This is a genomic window from Desulfovibrio sp. 86 (assembly GCF_902702915.1).
In the GTDB taxonomy this organism is placed as follows: Bacteria; Desulfobacterota; Desulfovibrionia; order Desulfovibrionales; family Desulfovibrionaceae; genus Desulfovibrio.
In genome coordinates this window covers 2,386,267-2,406,770 of sequence record NZ_LR738849.1, presented here as the reverse complement: position 1 = coordinate 2,406,770, position 20,504 = coordinate 2,386,267, and the positions used below count along the sequence as shown (strand labels likewise).

The following is a 20,504-nucleotide window of genomic DNA, read 5'->3' as shown; positions in this document are numbered from 1 at the left end:
TTGAAGATTACGGTTTGGCGGTTTTTTCGGCCGCTGCGGCTTCACGCGCGGCGGGGCTCATGTGGCAGGGACGGCAGCCCTTGAACTGCGGGAACTTGCCGGGATTTTCAGCCGCGAGCTTCTTGTGGCAGCCAAGGCAGGAGCGGTCGCCGTTCTTGGAATGGAAGGCCATGAACATGCTCATGGGGTCACGCTCGCGCGCGCCGGGCGTGGCATGGCATTCGGTGCAGGCAACATAGCGTCCGTCACCACCTTCTTCGTGGTGACAGTGAAAACAGGAGATGCCCTTGTGCGCCGTATGCGGGAACATGACATTCATGCGCTTGGAGCCGGAAGCTTCAATCTCAATGGGTTTTTTGATGGTGTCCGCCATCTCCTTGACGCTGCGGGCCTGCGCTCCGCCGGCACACAAAAGGGTCAGGGCAAAAAGAGTGATGACCAAGGTTTTCATGAACAAGCTCCTCCTGAGGTAGTAGACCTTCATGTCTTGGCGCATGCGGAGCGCCCTTGCCGGGCGGCCGCCGGGTCTCGTCCGCAGCCCCATGGCGTTGGACGCGTTCCCTCCCGGTTACCCGGTTCGGCATGCTTTCGGTCTTTTCAGAACATATGACGCAAGAAAATTTCGTTCTCCGGCCAGGAAGGACTTTTTAGGGAAGCACTGATTAAAGAGCCTCCTGAAAACGCGCTGGTATTTCGCTTGGAAGGCGCGATCTTTTTTTGAAGCAGGAGTGGACTCTTCCGTCCTCGTCTGTTTCAAAAAAAGTGAAGCAACGATGCCAAACGGAATACATCAGCGTTTCCCTAAAACGTATTCCAGAACGAAGGTTTGAGCGGGCGCAGCTTTTTGCGGGCCGCCACCATATCCAGATGCATCATGCCAAGGGCCAGCGCGTCAAGGTCAGGGTTTCCCTCCCGTTCACGCAAATCCACAGTGGGACAATAGCTCTTGCACTGGGTGCACCAGTCCAGCCGCTCTCCCTGAGCCGCCTCGCTTTCGCGCAACATTTCCATCACGCCCGACCCATCCTTGCCGCATGAAGGACAGACGCGACGCATAAACTTCCAGTTAGCGCCGCACAGGCTGCAGTGCAGATGCTTTTTACCGCCGCCGCCCGCAAGATACGCATTTTTCTCATCCACAAGCGGCTTGTCCAGCCAGCCTATGCTGGCAAAACTGCCGCACACGGGGCAGTAGCCCTGCTTCCACTGGCTGCCCGCGTCCCAGGGGGCCTCCCCCTCTTCAGGCAGGCTCTGCGCCACAAGGGCGCGCAGCACAGGCGCAAGCACAAAGCCAAAGGCGAACAGCAGCACCGAAGGATCAAGGTTATACTGCTCCGCAAGGCGCGTCTCTTGCTCACTGTTGCCCGAAAGCACGGCCTCGGCCAGTGATTCACGCGGGTCGGGCGCTGCCGTGGCCGTGGTTTTCTTCTTGGAGGCCTTTTTCACCGGCGCAAGCAGCAGGGCTTCCAGCGCGGCCATATGCGGGGCCATGGCCTCAAGCCCGGCCAGCAGGGGCAACAGCTTTTCGGCGCTGCTGCGCAGGGGCGCGGCAAGGCCATTCAGGGGCATGCCAGCCAGCAACGAAAGCCCTTCTTGTATGGCTTCGGGTTGAAGCTCGGGCAGACGCAGCCCTGTGGCGCGAACGCTTTCGGCCAGGTCTTCAGTCAGTTGGGCCTGGGCGGTCAGCAAGGGCTCGAAAGCCCGCAATACGGGTTCCAGAACGGGACGGCGCGCCGCCACGTCCTCCAGGGTTTTTGCCACGCTTTGGCGGGATAAGGCCATTGATGCTCCAAAACCCGGAGGCCGCGACCTCCGATCGAAAGGTGACAGCGGCGCACAGGAAACCCCGCGCGCCACACTTGATACAAAACTGCGCCTCACCACCGGGGCGGCAGGCCAGCTTCCGGGGAAAATGGCTTTCACCGGGCGTATTCAAGCGCCTCACCCGGCCGTACTGGCATTCGCGGCTGTCCGCCCCGAACGCCAATACGGCCATGGCTACATTGCTGTAAGTCAGCATAATTTCAGTTTACAATTATGGCAATGCCAAACTGAAACCTGACTGAGGCACTCTACATAAACGCTGCGAACTCGTAATACTTGTCCTTGGTGTCAGCCAGAAGATAGATGACGCTCACGTCTTCCATGTCGGCAAGAAAGGCCTTGGGCCAGCGCTTTTTGGCTGTTTCAAGACGCTTTTGGGCCACAGGCAGTATCTCTTCACGCTCACCGAAAACCATGGCCCCCGTGGGGCAGGTTTTGACGCAGATAGGCTGCATACCCGCAGAAACACGGTCAATGCACATATCGCACTTGGTCAGGCGGCCGCTTTTGGGGTCGCGCCTCGGTATGTTGTAGGGGCAGGCTTCCTGCACGGCCTGGGCGTCTTCTTCACTGAGCTTGGCGGATTTGTCCGTGGCCAGCACGGCGCCGGTTTTCTTGTCCTGAATAATGGCCCCGGGCACGCTCATATCGGCCACGTCCATGCAGGGGGGCGTCTGGCAATGGCGGCACTGGTCGGGAAAAAAGTTCCAGACCACGTTGCCTTCATCGTTCACATATTCGTGAAACCGGACAATTTTGAGGTTGTTCGGGTTCAGGTCCGGCGGATTCTGGTGCGTGCCGAGCTGCTTGGTGTGATTGGCGGGCAGATCGTGCCATTCCTTACAGGCCAACTGGCAGCCACGACATGCCGTGCACCGCGTGGTGTCAACTAAGAATGTTTTCGGCATAGTATGCTCCTTGTGGGGCGCGCCCCCGCGAGGGGGACGCGCCTTGCTCGTTAGCCTATTTCGGTCAGCTTGTCGGCCTTGCGCAGGTTCACGCAGCAGGCCTTGGACTCAGGAATGGTGGTATTGGGGTCATACGCGCCCACGGTCAGCCTGTTGGTGGAGTCGCCACATTTTGGCGTTGTCCAGCCGAAGGCGAAGGGCATGCCCACAAGGTGGACTGTCTTGCCCATAACCGTGAAGGGCCGTATGCGCACGGTCACCATGGCGATGGCCTCGCACTTGCCGCGCGCGCTTTCCAGCAACACGCCGTCGCCGTTCTTGATGCCCTTTTCCTTGGCCAGCTCGTGGCTCATTTCCACATAGAGCTGGGGTTCGGCTTCAAGCAGGTTGGGCACATTGCGAGTTTCGCCGCCGCCGCACCAATGCTCGGTGAGGCTATAGGTAGTCAGCACAATGGGGAAGCGCGGATCGGCCGGAGGCGCGATCTGGTCCAGAGGCGACTTGTGGTACTTGTACACGGGACTGCTGAGCTGCTTGGAGAACGGATGGCTCGCCAGGGGCGTTTCAGCAGGTTCGTAGTGCTCGGGGAAGGGCCCGTCGGCGGGACCGGGGCCGTAGAACTGGGCATGCCCGTCCTTGACCATGATGAAGGGCAGCTTGCCCCCCTTGGGGTCGGACATGGGCGGCCAGGGGCCGTCGGGCACGTCGCCCACCCATTTGCTGCCGTCCCATTCAATAACGGCTTTCTTGGGATTGAAGGGCTTGCCGTTCACGTCCACCGAGGCGCGGTTGTACAGAATGCGGCGGTTGACGGGCCAGCACCACGACCAGTTGGGGAAGAGGCCGATATTGGCCTGCATGGGCGTCTGGCTGGGGTCGCGCCGCCGTGACTTGTTGCCGTCTTCTTCAGTCCAGCTTCCCGTGTATATCCAGTTGAGGGAAGAGGTCGAGCCGTCGTCCTTGAGGGCGGCAAACGCGGGCACAAGCTGGCCGCGTTTGTAGGTCTTGTCGCCCACCTTGCTGTCGGCCCAGAAGAAGCCGTTGATGCGCCTGGCCCAGTCCTGGGGATCGTACTTGTCGGTCCAGTGCATCTTCATGATGGGATCGGGCAGCACGCCGCCCTCTTGCGCGTACATCTTGCGGATGGTGTTGAAGAGGGGCACGACCACGTCAGCGAAGTTACGCGCTTCGCCGCCGGGCTGCACAGCCTGGTCAAACCACTGGAGCCAGCGTCCGCTGTTGCTGATGGTGCCCGCCTTTTCAATGCGGTGGGCCGACGGCAGCAAAAAGACTTCCGTCTTCTTGGTTTTGGGGTCAACCCCGGGGCGCTTCCAGTTATCCGTGGTTTCGGAGTTGTGGATTTCAGAGCAGACGAGCCAGTCCAGATTGTCCAGGGCTGTGCGCATCTTGTTGGTGTTGGGGAAGCTGTTCATGGGGTTCACGCCCATGATGAAGCCGCCCTTGATCTTGTTGTTATATATCCTGTCCATCATATACATGTACGAATAGTCTTCGCCCGGCTCCAGCTTGGGCAAAAGGCTGTAGCAGAAGTCGTTCTCTGGCGTGGCGGCGTCGCCGAACCAGCCCTTGAGCAGACTTGCCACGTACTTGGGCCTGTTGCCCCACCAGTTGGCGCTGTTGGGCAGGGTGGTGACCGGCGTATTGGCCTTGTTGTAGTCGGCCAGGGTCTGCCACGGAGCCTGCGGGGTGCCGTGATAACCGGGGATGTTGTTGTACAGCAGGGCATGGTCCGTTGAACCCTGCACATTGGGTTCGCCGCGCAGGGCGTTGATGCCGCCGCCAGCGACGCCGATGTTGCCCAGCAGAAGCTGCACAAGGGTGGAAAGGCGGATGTTCTGCACGCCCACGGTATGCTGAGTCCAGCCCAGGGCGTACAAAATGGTGCCTGCCTTGTCAGGGCTGCCGGTGGCGCAGAAGTTCTTGTAGACCTTGAGCAGGTTTTCCTGCGACACGCCCGTAATGTCGGAGACATTCTTGAGAGTGTAGCGGGAATAGTGGTCTTTCATCAGGTTGATGACGCAACGCGGGTTCTTGTGCGTGGGGTCGATGACAGGCGCGCCGTCAGGCCCTGCGGCCTTGGCCCACAGTTTTTTGTCGTACTTGCGGGCCTCGGCGTCGAAGCCGCTGAAGAGTCCGTCTTCAAAGGCGTAGCCGTCGCCCACCACAAAGGCCGCGTCAGTGTAGTTGTTAACGTAATCCTTGTGATAACAGCCGTTTTCAAGGATATAGTTGACCATGCCGCCAAGGAAGGGGATGTCCGTGCCGGAACGAAGGGGCACGTGGAAATCACACCTGGCGGATGTGCGCGAGAATTTGGGGTCAACGTGCATGAGCACGGCCCCGTTGTCCTTGGCTTTCATGATCCATTTGAAAGCCACGGGATGATGTTCAGCGGCATTACTGCCGATAATAAGCACCGCATCGGCATTCTTGATGTCGATCCAGTGGTTGGTCATTGCACCGCGTCCGAACGACTCTGCCAGAGCCGCAACAGTGGGGCTGTGTCAGACCCGCGCCTGGTGGTCCATATGGACAACACCCAGGCCGCGCAAGGCTTGATGGATAACGGCGCATTCCTCGTTGGAGGCGTGCGAGGTTCCCATCCAGAATATGGTTTCCAGGCGGTTGACCGTCTGGCCTTTTTCGTTTTTGAGGATCATGTCCTTGTCGCGGGCGTCTTTTACGCGCCGCGCGATCTGCTCAAGGGTCCAGTCCCAGTCCTTCTCTTCCCACTTATCGCTGTGAGGCGCGCGGTACAGGGGCTTTTTCAGACGATGATCGCTTGTGTACATCGAATAGAGGGCCGCGCCCTTGGCACAGAGTGCGCCTTCAGTGATGGGAAAATCAGGGTCACCCTCGGTGGAGACGAGCTTGCCGTCTTTCACATAGGCGATGATCTGACACTGAACGGAACAAAAGGGGCAAATGCTCGATACTTCGCGAGCCCCTTCAATTTTGAGTTTAACGGCGTAAGCCTGAGCTTCGCCCAGATCGAAGCCCAGGTTCCCCAGTGTCAGGCATAATACCCCTGCACCGACACCTTTGAGAAAACTCCGTCGGGTGCTTTTCATAAGACCTCTCCTTGTTTGAGCCTATCACATGCGCGGGGCCGAGGCAGGCGGGCGCGCAAAAATCGCTGTGGCGACCTCTATGCGGACGCCCTCTTACGACAATAAGAATCGAAGTCACCATATTATAAAAATCGTGATGTCGCAAGGACGTACGTTTTTTTATATTGGATTCTCAGTACTTTGTGATATTTTTCCCCACATGGTAAAATGTCATACCATTACAGATGTATACTGATTGTGTAGCATTTAATGTTTTGGGTTTTCCTGAAAATCCTTGCGTTCCTTGCGCCGTCATCTGCGCTGAATAATTATATTTTTGCTTGACGATTTTATTTTTGCCATTGCCTGATTTTTTTTGCGCCAACCAAAAAAAAACGCGCGGCGATCATGCAGACAGGCCGCCCGGATACCGGGCGGCCTGTCAAAATCAGCGCACATGGCTGTGTAGTTACGTATTGAAGGATTTGAAGCTCGTTGTGAATTTCATCTCAAACCGTTTGCAAAATCTCCCCCCGCAAACCCAAAAGAACCACGCCGCAGGCATCAAGGTCAGCGCGCCCGGTCATTTTGATATTTCTCTGGCGGGATGCTTCTGGCTACATACAAGCGGCAAATCTTGACATAGTTTTGCTCTATATACGTCTTGAACCCATTGTCATCAAAGTATTCCTCCACAAGACCAGACCAGAGCACCTTTGGAGCTTTCGTCATGATCAACTCGGGGATATCATAAAGCTCCTTGCCTCGGGAAAAATGCGCATTCTCCAGTTGGCACAACTCCAGGATATGCCCGTAGTACCCGAGAGCGTCCCTGCGGACAGGGCAAATTTCATGGCTTCCCAAAATCTCCTCATTCTCACCGGTAACACGCAACACGATGTCATATTCCCGTTTGACGCACGTATTCGTTTTAACCCATACGAATTTGTAAATATTTAGCCCAGCATTGAATATGACAAGAAGCAGAAGCAGGACAACAATTGCATTCTTGTTCTTGCGATCCTGCACTATGCTGAAACTGCTTGAGAGCGTCATGATAATGAAAGGAAAAAGAGGTATGTAGTACTGCCAATACGGAGTGGGCAAAATAGCGAAAAAAACGCAAAAAACCAAAAATATAACTGACGTAAACTGAAATTTAGCCCTTTTTATTATGCCTGTTTCCGCCATAATAAGAGCAATGCTACAAAAAAGCAGAGGCGGCTTCACGAGGATCTTGCCATACTCAAAAGGAATCATAAAATTGAAAAGCCAGTTCAGCTCTACGTAGTCAATGAGCACATGCTCCTTCAGCATGAAGTACAGCAGATAGGCGAGCAGAAAAAGCGGGAGCGCCAGTGCTGTCAGAAAATCCCGAAGACGTAGCTCCTTCTTGTACAGATGGTAGATGGCACAAATGCCAAAACCAAAGAGCAGAAAAATCGCTTTTTGGAGAAACAGAAATGAAGCAAAAAAAAGGAGAAAAGAAAGAACTAGCGGGAATATGTTCTTATATTTTAAATAAATGATATAGTAATACAAACCCGCAAAAAAAGCGGCAACCATAAACATGTCGGGCCGCACCAAAATGCCTGACCAAACAATGATGTCTATGCTTAACAATACGGTGACAAAAAGAAAAACGCTCCTTTTGTCCCCTCCTTTCAGCACAGATATTTTGTACGTATAAAATGCGGTTGCAAGAATCGCACAAAGCGACAGGCAACGTGCTATATAAAGAAGATATGGCGTATCTGAAAAAATTTTTACTACTGGAGCAAGCAAAAGCCAGGATAAGAAGTGGTGGTGCTGAAAGAAATCCCTATAGGGAAGTTGCCCCTGCACCATGAGGTATGAAGAATACAGGTGCTCATATTCGTCACGATTCAGAGGGCGATAGAGTACGGAATACCCCAGAATGAGCAGACTGACGCAAAAAAGAAAAACACAAAGAAGAGAGACTGACGGCCTGTCCATAAGGTTGGCGCGTGACGCGTCCCTGGCTGCTGGTTTGGCGCTCATACTAGAAATGGCAGGCCACCCAGGGGCATAAGCCACGGGGGTGTTTTTTGAAGTCCTTACCGCAGGCCAGGCGGCCTGCCCTGCCTCTGCCCTTGTACCGCAGACCCGTCAGCGCCATCAGGAACACCTGCTTTTCCTGTTTTTCTTCATGATATTCATTTTCTGCATGGATCTTCCAGATATCATGCTCAGGGCAAAATGCTCTGGCCCCTGGCCACACGGAACCACAGGCAGAAAAATCCGGCCCGCATGGTGCGCACAGGTCCATAGTAAAAAAAAATCGCCAAGTTGAGGCTGCGCGGGTAGTGGAAAAAATGTTTGACGAAATCGATTCTTGAAACCCCATCGCGCAGGAGCATAGCCCTGTCTTCAAGCTCCGGGTCAGCCCGGCCGGACCAGCAGCACTAATAATGGTGCTTTTATGTACCACTCTTGATATTTGCGATGGTCCTGCGCACCTGACTGCGTATACCAACATTGAAGGAAAAATATTTGTGCGCGATAAAGGAATAAACAGTGATAACGCCCACAGAAAAGACGTGTGCAACAAACTGTGAAGAAACGGCAAAACCAGCCAGGGCAACGTCTTCAATTTCAAAAAAAAGAAGCAATTGCATGGAAAAATGGGCGACAATGGCCGTCAGCACCGTGCCTATGGTAGCAACAACCAGAAATGTGCCAAACTGCTGTGAAAGCTTGCGGCCTTTATACTTGAAATTCAGCTTGTAATTCAGGAAAAAGTTTACAAGCAGGCCCGCACTGGCTGCAATAAAAACAGAAACTATGTATGGAAAAAGTTCAGCATTGTACAAGAAATAGCCGCAGATGAGGTTCACCAGAGCGGCTGTGCCCCCAAAAGCTATAAAATATAAAAAGTTTCGAGAGATCAAAAATTTAAACATACGATCCTGAGAACCCGTAGTAATCAACCCCACCAAGGCGGAAAAAACCCGTCGCCGAGCCCCGAATGTATTGAATTCGCCAACCTATACGCATCAGTAAAAAATTACAATACAGAGGCCGCCCGATCTGATCGTTTGCCTGAGAAAAAGGGTAGCTTGCCCAAGATATAAAGCTGTCAGGGCCAAAAGCGCTCGGGAGCCGACTGGCGCGCCTTTTCACGGCGCCGCCCGGCGTCCACATTTTCGCGCAGGCTCGTCAAGACGCGCTGGCGGTTCTTTGCGCGGACACGCGCCGGAACCGATGGCGCGGCCAGGGCATTTAAGGAAACACTGATTGACGAACCTCTTGGAAACGCGCAGAGCAGGCAACTCATTTCATTGGTTAACTGCTCAAGAAACAGCCCCTAGGCGTCCTGCCCCGGGCCGTCGCCTTTTGGCAAGGATGTCCTGGTGGACGGCCCTGCCCATAATTTTTTTTCCACTATATAGCGGGGCCTGTTTTTCACCTCAGCGAACATTTTTGCGATATATTCACCCATGAGCGCAAGGCAAAACAACTGTACAGACCCAAGCAGCAGCACCACGATAATCATGGACGTCCAGCCCTGGATTGTTTCGCCCATGGCATACTTGAAAAGCGAAACGCACGTGTAGGCCAGAGCGGCAATCATCAGGATAAAACTCATAAATCCAGCAAGGCGCAACGGGGCCGCGCTGCATGAGGTGATCCCTTTCCAGGCGAAAGAAACCATCTTCCAGAAAGGATACTTGCTTTCACCCGCTGTGCGCTCGCGGCGCTCATAGTGCACCTCGCTGTGACTGAAGCCCAGAGAGGGAAACAGCCCACGCAAAAACAGCCCCTGCTCACGGATATTGTCAAGAATCTCAAGCACAGGGCGACTCACAAGCCGATAGTCGGCATGGTCGGGAATGAGGGGAACTTTCAGCCAGCGCATGAAACCATAGAACATCCGCGCGGTACGTCGCTTGAAGGCGGTATCGGTACTGCGGTCGCAACGCACGCCGTAAACGATATCGCTGCCATTGGCATACTGCTCCAGCATCCTGGGAATGGCGGCAATGTCGTCCTGCAGGTCCGCATCAAGGCTTATGATGCAATCAACGCCCCAGTCCCGCGCGGTGATCATACCCGCCCATACGGCGTTCTGGTGACCGGCATTGCCCGCAAAGCTGATGGCCCTGCAAAAGGGATCGGCGGCATGGCGTTCTTCAAGCAAGCGCCAGGTGCCGTCCGCGCTGCCGTCATTTACATACAGGACATAGCTTTCATCCTGGATGAGCCCCTTGGCCTTGCACTCTGTGAGCACGCTCGAGAGCGCGTCCATAGTTTTGGGCAAAATCTCTTCTTCATTATAACAAGGCACAATCAGCGCCAATAAAGGAATGCCAGGTCGATTCATTTTTTTCTCCGGTCGTATCACGTCGAAAATACCTGCGCGCAGCCTGACTACCTGCTACATGCCAGCGGCTCTGAACGCAACCTGTTTCAAGACCGTGGGCTTGCCGGTCTCACTGATTGCCACATAGACAAGACTGCTCAAATCCATAATTCCCTCAATGTGCAGACAGCCTTGCCCTCGGCGGTGACCGTTGCGGAGGCTGGAGCGTAACGCGAAGTTACGGCGGGTGTAGAGCTTGTTTCACTGGCCGTCAAGGGAGCAAGCCTGCGCAAAACGGCTTGTAGGTTACTGACGGCCGTCTGCCTGTGGACTAGAGCAGATTACCTTTGAAATGTGAAATATTTCTATGGTAATCTGCCCTGGCCGTAACGCCACTTTGAAATGCTTTGTGGGTGGGGAGGCCCGCTTTCAATAGCCCCTCCAGCTTCGAAGCTAGGGGGGAACAACGTGTTGACACTCTACACCTAGAGCATTTTCGCTTTGAGAATATCCACTCTCGCGGTAGCCGTTGCCCGCTCCTGCGGGCTTGCCTGAACCGTTGGCGGGAACCGCCTTACGGGGCAGGACAGCACCGCTACGGATAGCGACAGCGATTCTTCCACTTATATGTCGTGTAACCAATTACTGTCTTCAGGCGTACTTTCCTGCGTCACAACGCCTGAAGCAATGCTTCCCAGACGCCCACTCCGGCGTTTAACCGCGCAGATAAACTGCGCTTACGCCTCTGCGGCGGGTGTCTGCTCCCGCATCCGCCAAAGCATTTCAACATAGCAACACTCTGCAATGAAGTTTCCCAGATAATAAAAGTGCAACATAAAGGCTGCCAGCACTGTTCTGCTGGCAGCCTTTATGTTGCACTTTTTACTCTGAATACTGTTCCGCCTTGCTACTGCAGCAAAGCAGAAGAAAAAACATAGGCCGGGGCCTCAGCCTGCATGCGCTCCCCGTCTACTTGCCAAACCAGCATTTTGGCCAGGTGCAGGTATGGCAGGAGAGGCAATAGCCCCCGTCGCCCATACGCGCGAGTTCGGCGCGGGTGATCCCGCGGTTGGACAAAAGACGCGGCAACACCAGATCCAGAAACGTCGTTTTGAAGTACAGCGCGCAGGCGGGCACGCCGAGCACCTGCATGTCGCCGTCGGGGCCGGGGATGCGCCCCATAAGGCTCATGGTGCCCGGCAGCACGGGCACGCCGTGCAGCACGTCGGTCAGGCCGGCATCCATCATGGCATGCCGCGTCACATCGTCAGGATCAACGGAAAGGCCGCCTGTGGTGATCAGCAGGTCAGCCCCGGCCTCGCGCATTCCAGCCACGGCCCTGACCATCATTTCTCTGTCGTCGGGAACGATATCCGTCTTGACCACGCTGCACCCAAGCATGGTGACCTTGGCCGTAATAACGGGAATAAACTTGTCCTCGATGATGCCCTGAAAAACTTCCGTGCCTGTGACCAGAATGCCCACACGCGCCTTGCGCAGGGGCAGCACGCTGAAGAGCGGTCCGCCTTCCAGAACCTCAAGCGCCTGTGAGAGCCGCTCGCGGGAGATGAAAAGCGGAATGGCCCGCGTGCCCGCCAGGGGGCCGTTCTGCTTGACCAGGGTGGCGTCCTGCCGCGAAGCCACCATTATTTCGGGCACAAGGTTGAACTGACGCATGCGTTCCACATCCACGCTGAAAAGGCCGTCCCTGGCTGCGGTAAATTCCACCTTGCCTTCGCGCGGCGGCAGGGAATAAGCCACACCCTCGCCCGCCATGCGGCGGGCGAAAATCTCGGCCGCCTCATTTTCGTGGACAAGATTGTCCTCGCCAGAGGCAAAGGAAGGAGCCGCCCCTTCCCCGGCGGGGGCGTCCGTCACCGCCACATGAAAACGCCCCATCTGTTGCAGGCGGCAGATATCGCCCACGCTGATGCGCTGTCCGGCCTTGAATTCCGGCCCCTTGAACTGGCCAGGGTCTATGCGGGTCATATCGTGAACCAGGGTCTGACCCACGGCTTCCTGCACAGGCACCACGCGCACGCCAGTGGCGGCCTCGTGGCGTTCTGCAGCCTTGATTTCGCGCCGGGCGACCACGTACGGCGCTTCGCCCTGACAGCCCCGGCACACGGGGCCGTCCTCAGCGGGATAGGCCTCGCCGCACACAGGACAGCAGACAATGCGCGACATATGCTTGTGCCCGATGAAGCGGCGCTTCACCATAATCGGCTCAATCTTGCAAATGGTGTCGCCAGCCTGTTCTATTTCGGCCTCAAGACGGGGAACATCCTGATCTTTCTTGGCTTTTTTCTTTAAAAACCACCCTTCGATTTCGGGATACGCGGCCATTTTCACCGGGTCAACGCTCACGCGCACGCCTTCGCCCGTATGCTTGTCAAAAAGCGACACGGCGTAGCGGCCCAGATTGTGTATCTTCATCCAGCCGTTGCCTATGCTGCACAGGGTCAGCAGTTGCACCGCGTCGGGCAGGCATTTGCCGGACTCCACCACTGCTTCGAAAAGCGTGCCCTCGGGCAGATGCCTCTTGGCCAGCTCAACCATGTACCCGCCCACAAGCAGGCCAGGAGCGGCGTAACCGTGAAAATTCTCCGCCAGACGGCGAAATTCGTCAAAAGTATAGGAGCCGATGTTCATGCGCTTCTCCAAAAAATGCTGCCATATGCAGACAGATGGGGGACTATGCTCAGGATTTGTGTAAGCCAAGTCGCTCTTTATTGCTACCCGCCCGCCGCGCTGCCTCGACATGGCCGGGCAGCTTCTTGTGAACGGATGACGGGGCCTTCCGCCAAAGGCGTGCGTTCGTCACAGAACGGCATATCCTGATAACATAAAGGTATTATTAATAAATCACGGTTTTAAAAAAATCGTGATTTTCTATGACAGTCTGGCCCGGGCCTGGGCCAGGTCTTCGGGGCTGTTGCAGTTGAAAAAGGGTCCGGCCTCTTCAGGACCGTAATCCAAAAGACACTGTAATTCCTGAGGAATAACACTGGAAAGCCTGCGCTGCCCCTGAACGAGAGCGCCATCAAAATACGGCAGGGCCCCCACCTCATACACGGCGACGAGGGATTCAACGCGCCCGGTATGCCGTTCGCGGTATGCCGTGACAAGGCACGTGGCCGGGGCCGCAGTTCTGGCCGCGAGCAACTGGCGCAAGGTGGGGGCGTCCATAAAGGGCAGATCGCAGGAAAGCGCCAGCACGGCTGTATAGCCCATACTTTCGGCCCGTCGCAAGGCCGCTTGCAGCCCTGCCGTGGGGCCTGCACCCTGCACGGCGTCGAAAACGCAGTCATACCCCTGCCGTGGCGTGTCTTCACGGCAGGAAACAAAACATACGGGCACCAGGGAACGCACCAGAGAGTGAATACGGCTCAGCATGCTGCCGTCATGGCCGCCCGTCATATCCTCTGCGGCCCCAACGGGCGGCGGGCCAGCCAGACGCTCCAGGGCCTTGTCCCTGCCCATACGGCGGGAGAGCCCGCCCGCGAGCACGACCCCGGCAACCGGGCCCCTGTCCTGCTGTACTGTCATGTCCCCTCCCCCCATTGCGCCATGCGAACGGGGCTTGCGTATAAAACTGGCTTTAACTGGGGCTTAAACGAGCCGTGAACTGGTTTTACACTGACTGTAAACTGGCTTTTAACTGGCCAGAATGGCTGCCGTTCTCGCCGCCATGTCTGCCCACTGTAATCACTGCACGGATCATGTCAAAACCACCATGGGTCGATGCCCTTTGCGCGGGCGCAGGCCCCCTCTCTGACGCATTGTGCCGCGCCCACGCTTTTGCTATGGTGTCTGGCGCTGCCCGCTGGCGCACGCGCGCCAGCGCGACGCCAAAGGCACACGCAAGGGGCACGTTCAGGGAGAAACCATGGGCCAGGATATTTTTGACCTCATTGTTGTTCTGACGCTGGCGTTCTTTGCCGGACGCGGTTATCTTAACGGCTTTGTTGGCGAAGTGGCGGGCATTGTGTCGCTGTTGGGCGGTTTTTGGGCTGCCCACACCTATCACCATCTGCTTTCGCCCCACCTGAGCCTCATTTCTGATCCGGGGTGGCGCACCATTGCGGCCTATGTTCTGGTATTTTTGGGCGTGCTCATATCCGTGGCCCTGCTGGCCCGCCTGCTGCAAAAAATTCTTTCCCTTTCTTTTGTCAGTTGGGCCGACAGGCTGGCCGGGGCAGCGCTGGGCTTTGCCAAGGGCGCGTTGCTGTGGTCTTTGTGCATGCTTGTGCTGCAAAAATATTTCTCACAGGCGGCCTTTATGCAGCACAGCCGCGTGCCGCCCTATTTTGTCGCCCTCTCGGCGCAGGTTCGGGGCTGGCTGCCGCCCGACCTCGTATCGCGTCTTGGGCTTTAAGGAAGCACTGATTAAAGAACCTCCTGGAAACGCGCAGGTATTTTGTTTGGCAAGGCGCGATCTTTTTTTGAAACAGGAGTGGACTCTTCCGTCCTCGACTGTTCCCAAAAAATGAAGCAAGGCCGCCAAACGAAAAACATCAGCATTTCCGTAACACTGCATCCGTAACAGGCAAGGAAGCGTAGACTCTATGGAAAAGAGCGCAGTTGAAGAATTGCAGGCCGTCATTGACAAACTCACCAGCCCCGAGGGCTGTCCCTGGGACAAGGAGCAGACCGCCCAGTCCCTGGCCGACTACGTCATTGAGGAAAGCCACGAGCTGGTCAGCGCCATACGCTCCGGCAATGTGGCCGACATCCGCGAAGAGCTGGGCGATGTGGCCTTTCTGCTGCTTTTTGTGGCCCGCCTGTATGAAAAGGAAGGGCAGTTCAGCTTTGCCGACGCCCTCAACAACAACAAGGCCAAGATGATCCGCCGCCATCCGCACGTTTTTGGCGACACGGTTTTTGACAGCCTGGACGAGCAGCTCAAAGCCTGGGAAAAAATCAAAAGGGCCGAGCATGCCGACGAAGAGGGCAAGCCCAAGGGGCTCTATGACAGCCTGCCGGAAAGCCTGCCCCCCCTGCTCAAGGCCTATCGCATCCACTCCAAGGCTGCCCGCGTCGGGTTTACCTGGCCCGAGGACGAAGAAGTGGAGCAGCAGGTTGAAGCCGAATGGCTGGAGTGGCTGGACGCGTCCGCCAGCAACGATGCCGAGGCGCAAAAGCACGAACTGGGCGACCTGCTTTTCAGCATTACCGAACTGGGACGCCGCAAGGGCATCAAGGCCAGCGAGGCCCTGGACCTTGCCACGCGCCGCTTTCTGAAGCGTTTTGCCCGCATGGAAGAACTGGCCCGCCAGCAGGGACAGGACTTTACGGCCCTGAGCCTCGATGAAAAGGACGAACTGTGGAATACGGCCAAGGCAGAGGAAGAGGCCCGGTCCTGATCTCGGGGCAGAAGCGGCCCATGTCGTGCGCGGCGCAACGCCGCCCTTTTCTTGCGGCTTCCGTGTTGCCGCTGCGCTTGCTGGCGCTCTTTTTTTGCGTGCTGGCCCTGCTGCTTTGCGCCTGTACGCCACGGCAGGAGGGCGCTGCACGGCGCGCGTCCGGCGCGGCTCAGGCGGTTTCCGCCTCAAACGGCGTTCTGCCGCGCGCTGATCCCGGCTATCTGCAATGGCTTGAGCGCCAGTCCATGCTCGGCTCCACCCAGGAGCTGACCGCCCAGGTTTCCGGCACGGAACGCATCTGGCGCAACAGCGCCGCCGCCCGCCGGGTTCCCCTGCTGCTCTCCGCCGCGCCTACATGGCTGGACGTGAATCCGCATACGGTCACGGCGGGTCAGCCCTTCTGGAAGGCCCTCGGCCTGTCCGGGCTGCCGGAATTTCTTGGTCAGGCTGGCCTGAACGGCCTTTTTGCCGCGCCCACGGGCGAAAAGGGCGACATCTGGGGCAGCCAGAAAATGTCCACGCCCGGCGGCGTCAATGTGACGGCCCTGCGTCTGGACCCGGCCGTGGGAACAGAGGAAGATTTTGAGAACACCGCGTCCCGTCTGGAAAAACAGGACATCCAGATGGGCGGCGAACTGCCCCCGGCCGCCACGGGCCTTGGGCCGGACTTTATCCTGCAGGCGCGCCGCGCCTCGCGTTTTGACGGCCTCTATGCCATGATGGCCGTGCCGCAAAAAGATTGGGACGCCCTGCCTGTCACCGGTGACGAATGGGACTGCCTGCCCCTGCGCCCGCAGGCCGTGCAGACCCTTGTGCAGCGGGGACTTCTGCCTGCGGACCTCAGCCGCGACACCTTGCCCTGGGCAACGCCCGGCGGCTGGGCCGTCACTGGGGAGGTGCGCGGCGCGGACGGGCAGATCCGGCGCTGGGTGTACCGCTACAGCGGGAACGCGCTGCGCCCCGTCTTGCTGTGGCAGGACCCTTCGGGGCAAGCCCGGCGCATATTTTCGGCAGCGGTCATCCGCCATACCGGCTTGCAGCAGCACACCCTTGCAGGCTTGCGCCTGGAAGCGCTCATGGGGCTGGACGTGCCCGCCGCACAGGCAAGCGCGACGCCTGGCCAGGAAATGGGCCAGGCCATGAAGCCCTCCGTAAGCAAAACCAAAGGCCCGTCTGCCAGCCGTCAGGCCGATGCCTCCAGTCTGGCGGAACTGACGCCGGGGCTGGAAGCGCTGGACGCCCTTTCGCGCGAGATACACCGCTACGGCGGCTGGGCCATGCAGGACGACGTCCTGCCGCCCTCCCTGACCAAAGCGGTGCTGGACACGGCCGTGGATTTTACCCGCGACGTCATTACCGAACCCGCTGCGGCTTACGCCCTGTTGAGCGGCGACGCCGCCCCCCTGACCCGGCTTTTGCGCGCCTCGCTGGAGCAGGGCGTGGATCACAGCCGCCTGGCGCGCGGGCAAAAGGACGTGCAGCGCGTGGACTGGCGGCCCCTGCTGGATCTTCCGCAGGGCAGGGACATGGTGCGCCGGGCGCAGCAGCTGGCCAAGGCCTCGCCCGAAGACACCACGCTGTGGACCACGCAGGCTGGCCTTGCGGCCCTGGCCCTTGGCCTGGACGCCACAACCGCCGCCAAACCCGCCCAAACTGCGGCCATGCGGCAAACGGTATTGCTGCTGCTTTCTTTCCGCATCGGGCTTCCGGGGCTGGCCTTTATGAGCCCGCAGGACATGACAGGCGCGCTCAACCTGCCGCAGCCCCCGGCAGGCCTGCCGGCCAGCATGGGCAACGTGCCCCTGTGGGAAGAGCGCATGGGCCTTGTGGGGTCCGTGCCGCCAGCGCCCCTGGCTTTTGGCGCTCTGGACAGGCAGTGGGCGGACAAACAGAGTTTTGTTCATGAACTGGCCGCGCTTTTGCGCGCCCGCCGCGATGCCGGGCTGGCCTCTGGGCGCGTGGTGGCCATTTTTTCCGGCCCCGCAGGCTGCGTGGGCGTGCTGAGCGCCCTGCCCGGCGGCGGCTACTGGCTGCTGGCCGCCAATTTTTCCAGCAAAAGCCAGCGCCTTGCCTGCACCCTGCCAGCCCCTGTGCGCGGCGCGAGAAATATCCTGAACGGCCAGAACCTGCCCGTGCAAGGGCATACTGTGGAACTTGACCTTGACGCCCGCCAGTCCCGGCATGTGCTGCTCGTGGGACAGGCGGCAACTTCTGAAGGAGCGAATCCATGACCCAGAACCCCACCACGCCTGAAGACGACCAGCACAGCCGCGTGGACAATGCGGCCCATGCCCCTTCCAGCGGGCCCGCCACGGACGCTCAGGCCAACGCGGCTGGCGACGCGCAGGGGACAGGCCCCCTGTCTTTCGACCGGGCAGCCGCCAACCGGCAGGACGCCTCCTCCCCGCCGCAAGCTCCGCAGGATACCTACAGCGCTGGCTCTGTGCACGGCCATGCGTACAGCCCTTCGTCCGGCCCCTCGTTCGGCCCCGCGTCCGGTTCTGTCCAGCAGGACTACGCCAAGAACGCGGCCAGCCAGGATGGCGACATGGACGACGGCAAGCCCAAAGGCCGGGGCATGCTCTCCTCATGGCGGGCAAGGGCGGGCAAAACCGCTGACGGGCAAAGCGCCGCCACGGCTGCCGCCAGCGCGGCCCCGGACGCCACGGTAAAGCCCAATGCCGCGCAAAAGATTTTTGAAGCCGCCAGCCGCGTCGGCCCGTTTTTTCTGCTTCTGATACTACTGGCGCAGGCATGGCCCGCCTTTATGGGCAATGCCCTGTACTGCCCGCGCGAAGCCGAAAGCATCCTTGTGTTCAACCAGACCAGCCAGACCGGGCTGTGGCTGGCCCCGGCCGCTCCTGGCCTTGCCCACTGGCCGGTGTACCACTGGTACCTCGCGGGCATGCAGAGCCTCATGGCCATGGCTGGCCCGGGCTTTGGCCCCCTGCTCTTCCCCCTTGCGGGCCTTGCGGGCGCGCTGCTCTGCCTTTTGGGCGCGTGGACGCTGTCCCGCGTGGCTGGCCTGAACGCGCAGGAGGCGCTGGCAGGAGGCATGATTCTTCTGGCCGCCCCGCTCTTTGTGCCTCTGGCCCATTTTACCGGGCCGGAAAGCCTTGCCGCCGCCCTTACCCTCTTTGCCCTGGCTCTGCTCTGCCACGGCTGGCAAAAACCCCAGGCCTGGATAATCCTGCCTGCTGGCTTTGTGCTGGCGGCGCTGGCCGGACTCACGGGGGGGCTCTTCCACATCATGCTGCCCCTGGTGGCCAGTATCTTCTTCCTGGGCTGGCGTGGCTCTTTCCGCCGGGCGCAGGGACTGGACGGCGTGACCGGCTTTGTGCTCCTGCTGCTTATGGTGGCCTGCTGGCTTGGCGGCGTCATGCTCTGGCAGCAGCCCGACGGGTATCTGAAATTTTTGGGCGAACGCCTCATGCTCTGGCCCTGGCCCAGCGCCAAATGGTGGCTGCCCCTGCTCATAGCCGCCGCAGGCCTGCTGCCCTGGCTTGCCATTGTTGCCTGCGTTTCCTGGGTGCGCGTGCTGCGCACCGCCCCCGGCGACCTTGCGGCCTCGCGCAAGGACAGGGCCGGAATCGCCTTTATGTGGATAAGCGTCACCGTGGCCGCTGTGCTGAGCCTCACGGCCTATGATCCTGTCAGCGCCGCGCTCACCGTCATATGCCTCGCGGCCCCCTTGCTGGGCAAGGCGTTGCTGCGCCTCACGGGCCTGGGCGGCCGCCTGTTCTTCATCTTCGCCGCGCTCTGCCTGCTGCACGCGGGCATGGCCCTGACGGCGGCGGGCTTCGGCCCCACACTGGACTGGATGGGCGGCTTCTTCAAGTTCACCCTCACCGCAGACCAGCGCGCAATAGTCCTCGGCCTCAAGGCCCTGCCCATTATCGGCGTCATATGCATCGCGGCCGCCGTGCTTCTGGCCCGCATGGTGCGCAAGGGCGCGCATGGCGGCATGGGCGGCGCGCTGCTCATCTGCACGGTCATCGTCATCCTGCTGGCCCAGCCCGGCTCCCTGCTGCTTGGCCCGCAGCTCAAGGCCGTTCCCCAGGCCAAACTGAGCCATCTTGAAGAAATATTGAGCCCCGCGCCCGCGCCTGAAGCTCCCGCCAGCGAAACCCCGGCCCCGGAAGGCGCAACCCCGGAAAATACGGCCCCTGAAGCGACGGCCCCCGCCGCGCCTGCCGGCGAATCTGCAACGCCCGAAGCGGGCTCCCCCGACGCCGCCGCGCCGCAGGCCCCCGCTCCTGAAAGCGCCAAGCCGGATTCGGACAAACAGGCGTCCCCCATTGACGAGGCGCTTAAAAAGGCCGCTTCGGAAGCCTCGGACTACGACGCCAAGGTGATGGAAGAAACAAATGGCAAGTTCGGCAAGAACGGTGATGCCGCCAGCACGCCCGCGCCAGGCAAGGATGAGGTCAAGGGTGAGGGCGCGGCTTCTGGAACCTCCGGGGCCGACCCCGCTGCCCCGGCAGTGGAAGCAGCGCCAGCCGCGCAGCCTGATGCGGCTCCCAGAGCTGCCGACGGCGTCAGCGCCGCGCCGCAGGTTCCCGCACCCGCTGCGGCTCCGGCGGAAGCTCCGGCTGCGGCTCCCGCAGCTTCTGGCGACCAGCAGGCCAAGTAAGCCCTCAAGCCTCTGACCCCCTGGAATACATTAGCGCCCTCTGCCGCACGCAGAGGGCGCTTGTTATTGCCAGACAGGCAGCACCGCCAGAATGACAGTATAAATAATACAATCCAGAATAATTTCAGGGTGAAAGACTGTGTGGGGGAGGGACCCTTTTGCAAAAGGGTCGCCTCCCCCCACGCCCCCACCCCCTAAAACCTTTACTGTGTTTTAGAGCATTTTAACTTTGAAAAAGTGTAAATGCTCTAAGGCTGCACGAACGTGCAGCGCGCCGCAACGTGGCGTGGATTCAGCCGGAAATCGCGTTTTCAGCTGAATGAAAACTTTGAAATGTGAAGCATTTCAAAGTGCTTCTGTACTATCCTGCGCCGCCGA

13 protein-coding genes are annotated in these 20,504 nt (G+C 58.8%); 4 read left to right on the top strand and 9 right to left on the bottom strand.

Going from position 1 to position 20,504, the window contains the following annotated elements; all coding sequences use genetic code 11:
- Positions 1-7: 7 nt before the first annotated feature.
- The 9 genes from DESU86_RS09805 to DESU86_RS09765 all read right to left on the bottom strand — a co-directional run bounded on the left by DESU86_RS09805 (position 8) and on the right by DESU86_RS09765 (position 13,676).
- On the bottom strand, positions 8-451 hold the full coding sequence (locus DESU86_RS09805; RefSeq protein WP_179980880.1) for a cytochrome c3 family protein: 444 nt from the start codon (positions 449-451) through the stop codon (positions 8-10).
- Positions 452-801: 350 nt separating this feature from the next.
- Positions 802-1,782 (bottom strand): formate dehydrogenase accessory protein FdhE, encoded by a 981-nt coding sequence (locus tag DESU86_RS09800; protein WP_179980879.1) that lies wholly within the window; start codon positions 1,780-1,782, stop codon positions 802-804.
- A 290-nt stretch (positions 1,783-2,072) separates the two neighbouring features.
- Positions 2,073-2,732: a 4Fe-4S dicluster domain-containing protein gene (locus DESU86_RS09795; protein WP_179980878.1), complete on the bottom strand. Its 660-nt coding sequence runs from the start codon at positions 2,730-2,732 to the stop codon at positions 2,073-2,075.
- A gap of 50 nt (positions 2,733-2,782) precedes the next feature.
- Entirely contained in the window at positions 2,783-5,824 is a 3,042-nt protein-coding gene (gene fdnG / locus DESU86_RS09790) for a formate dehydrogenase-N subunit alpha (RefSeq protein WP_179980877.1), read from the bottom strand.
- 549 nt (positions 5,825-6,373) lie between these two features.
- The gene (locus tag DESU86_RS09785) at positions 6,374-7,825 is read right to left on the bottom strand and encodes an ArnT family glycosyltransferase (protein WP_179980876.1); all 1,452 of its coding nucleotides are present in this window, start codon (positions 7,823-7,825) and stop codon (positions 6,374-6,376) included.
- A gap of 419 nt (positions 7,826-8,244) precedes the next feature.
- On the bottom strand, positions 8,245-8,727 hold the full coding sequence (locus DESU86_RS09780) for a GtrA family protein (protein WP_179980875.1): 483 nt from the start codon (positions 8,725-8,727) through the stop codon (positions 8,245-8,247).
- 404 nt (positions 8,728-9,131) lie between these two features.
- Positions 9,132-10,148 carry a glycosyltransferase family 2 protein gene (locus DESU86_RS09775; RefSeq protein WP_179980874.1) on the bottom strand — a complete coding sequence of 339 codons (1,017 nt, stop codon included), beginning with the start codon at positions 10,146-10,148 and terminating at the stop codon, positions 9,132-9,134.
- 948 nt (positions 10,149-11,096) lie between these two features.
- Positions 11,097-12,779, bottom strand: coding sequence for an FmdE family protein (locus tag DESU86_RS09770; protein WP_179980873.1), 1,683 nt, complete (start codon positions 12,777-12,779; stop codon positions 11,097-11,099).
- Between the two features lie 240 nt (positions 12,780-13,019).
- The gene (locus DESU86_RS09765; RefSeq protein ID WP_179980872.1) at positions 13,020-13,676 is read right to left on the bottom strand and encodes a molybdenum cofactor guanylyltransferase; all 657 of its coding nucleotides are present in this window, start codon (positions 13,674-13,676) and stop codon (positions 13,020-13,022) included.
- 340 nt (positions 13,677-14,016) lie between these two features.
- Between DESU86_RS09765 and DESU86_RS09760 the strand changes: the two genes are divergently transcribed.
- The 4 genes from DESU86_RS09760 to DESU86_RS09745 all read left to right on the top strand — a co-directional run bounded on the left by DESU86_RS09760 (position 14,017) and on the right by DESU86_RS09745 (position 20,126).
- A complete protein-coding gene (locus DESU86_RS09760) occupies positions 14,017-14,505 on the top strand; it encodes a CvpA family protein (protein ID WP_179980871.1) in 489 nt (162 codons plus the stop codon).
- A gap of 190 nt (positions 14,506-14,695) precedes the next feature.
- The gene (mazG, locus tag DESU86_RS09755; RefSeq protein ID WP_179980870.1) at positions 14,696-15,493 is read left to right on the top strand and encodes a nucleoside triphosphate pyrophosphohydrolase; all 798 of its coding nucleotides are present in this window, start codon (positions 14,696-14,698) and stop codon (positions 15,491-15,493) included.
- Positions 15,494-15,513: 20 nt separating this feature from the next.
- Positions 15,514-17,724 carry a hypothetical protein gene (locus DESU86_RS09750; RefSeq protein ID WP_179980869.1) on the top strand — a complete coding sequence of 737 codons (2,211 nt, stop codon included), beginning with the start codon at positions 15,514-15,516 and terminating at the stop codon, positions 17,722-17,724.
- The gene (locus DESU86_RS09745; RefSeq protein WP_179980868.1) at positions 17,721-20,126 is read left to right on the top strand and encodes a hypothetical protein; all 2,406 of its coding nucleotides are present in this window, start codon (positions 17,721-17,723) and stop codon (positions 20,124-20,126) included. The genes DESU86_RS09750 and DESU86_RS09745 overlap by 4 nt, the downstream gene beginning before the upstream one ends.
- The last annotated feature ends 378 nt before the right edge of the window (positions 20,127-20,504 follow it).

What these genes read in the sequence shown, in the direction of transcription:
- DESU86_RS09805 (WP_179980880.1), bottom strand. Translation starts at nt 451, where the DNA reads ATGAAAACCTTGGTCATCACTCTTTTTGCCCTGACCCTTTTGTGTGCC.
- DESU86_RS09800 (WP_179980879.1), bottom strand. Translation starts at nt 1,782, where the DNA reads ATGGCCTTATCCCGCCAAAGCGTGGCAAAAACCCTGGAGGACGTGGCG.
- DESU86_RS09795 (WP_179980878.1), bottom strand. Translation starts at nt 2,732, where the DNA reads ATGCCGAAAACATTCTTAGTTGACACCACGCGGTGCACGGCATGTCGT.
- DESU86_RS09785 (WP_179980876.1), bottom strand. Translation starts at nt 7,825, where the DNA reads ATGAGCGCCAAACCAGCAGCCAGGGACGCGTCACGCGCCAACCTTATG.
- DESU86_RS09780 (WP_179980875.1), bottom strand. Translation starts at nt 8,727, where the DNA reads ATGTTTAAATTTTTGATCTCTCGAAACTTTTTATATTTTATAGCTTTT.
- DESU86_RS09775 (WP_179980874.1), bottom strand. Translation starts at nt 10,148, where the DNA reads ATGAATCGACCTGGCATTCCTTTATTGGCGCTGATTGTGCCTTGTTAT.
- DESU86_RS09770 (WP_179980873.1), bottom strand. Translation starts at nt 12,779, where the DNA reads ATGAACATCGGCTCCTATACTTTTGACGAATTTCGCCGTCTGGCGGAG.
- DESU86_RS09765 (WP_179980872.1), bottom strand. Translation starts at nt 13,676, where the DNA reads ATGACAGTACAGCAGGACAGGGGCCCGGTTGCCGGGGTCGTGCTCGCG.
- DESU86_RS09760 (WP_179980871.1), top strand. Translation starts at nt 14,017, where the DNA reads ATGGGCCAGGATATTTTTGACCTCATTGTTGTTCTGACGCTGGCGTTC.
- mazG (WP_179980870.1), top strand. Translation starts at nt 14,696, where the DNA reads ATGGAAAAGAGCGCAGTTGAAGAATTGCAGGCCGTCATTGACAAACTC.
- DESU86_RS09750 (WP_179980869.1), top strand. Translation starts at nt 15,514, where the DNA reads ATGTCGTGCGCGGCGCAACGCCGCCCTTTTCTTGCGGCTTCCGTGTTG.
- DESU86_RS09745 (WP_179980868.1), top strand. Translation starts at nt 17,721, where the DNA reads ATGACCCAGAACCCCACCACGCCTGAAGACGACCAGCACAGCCGCGTG.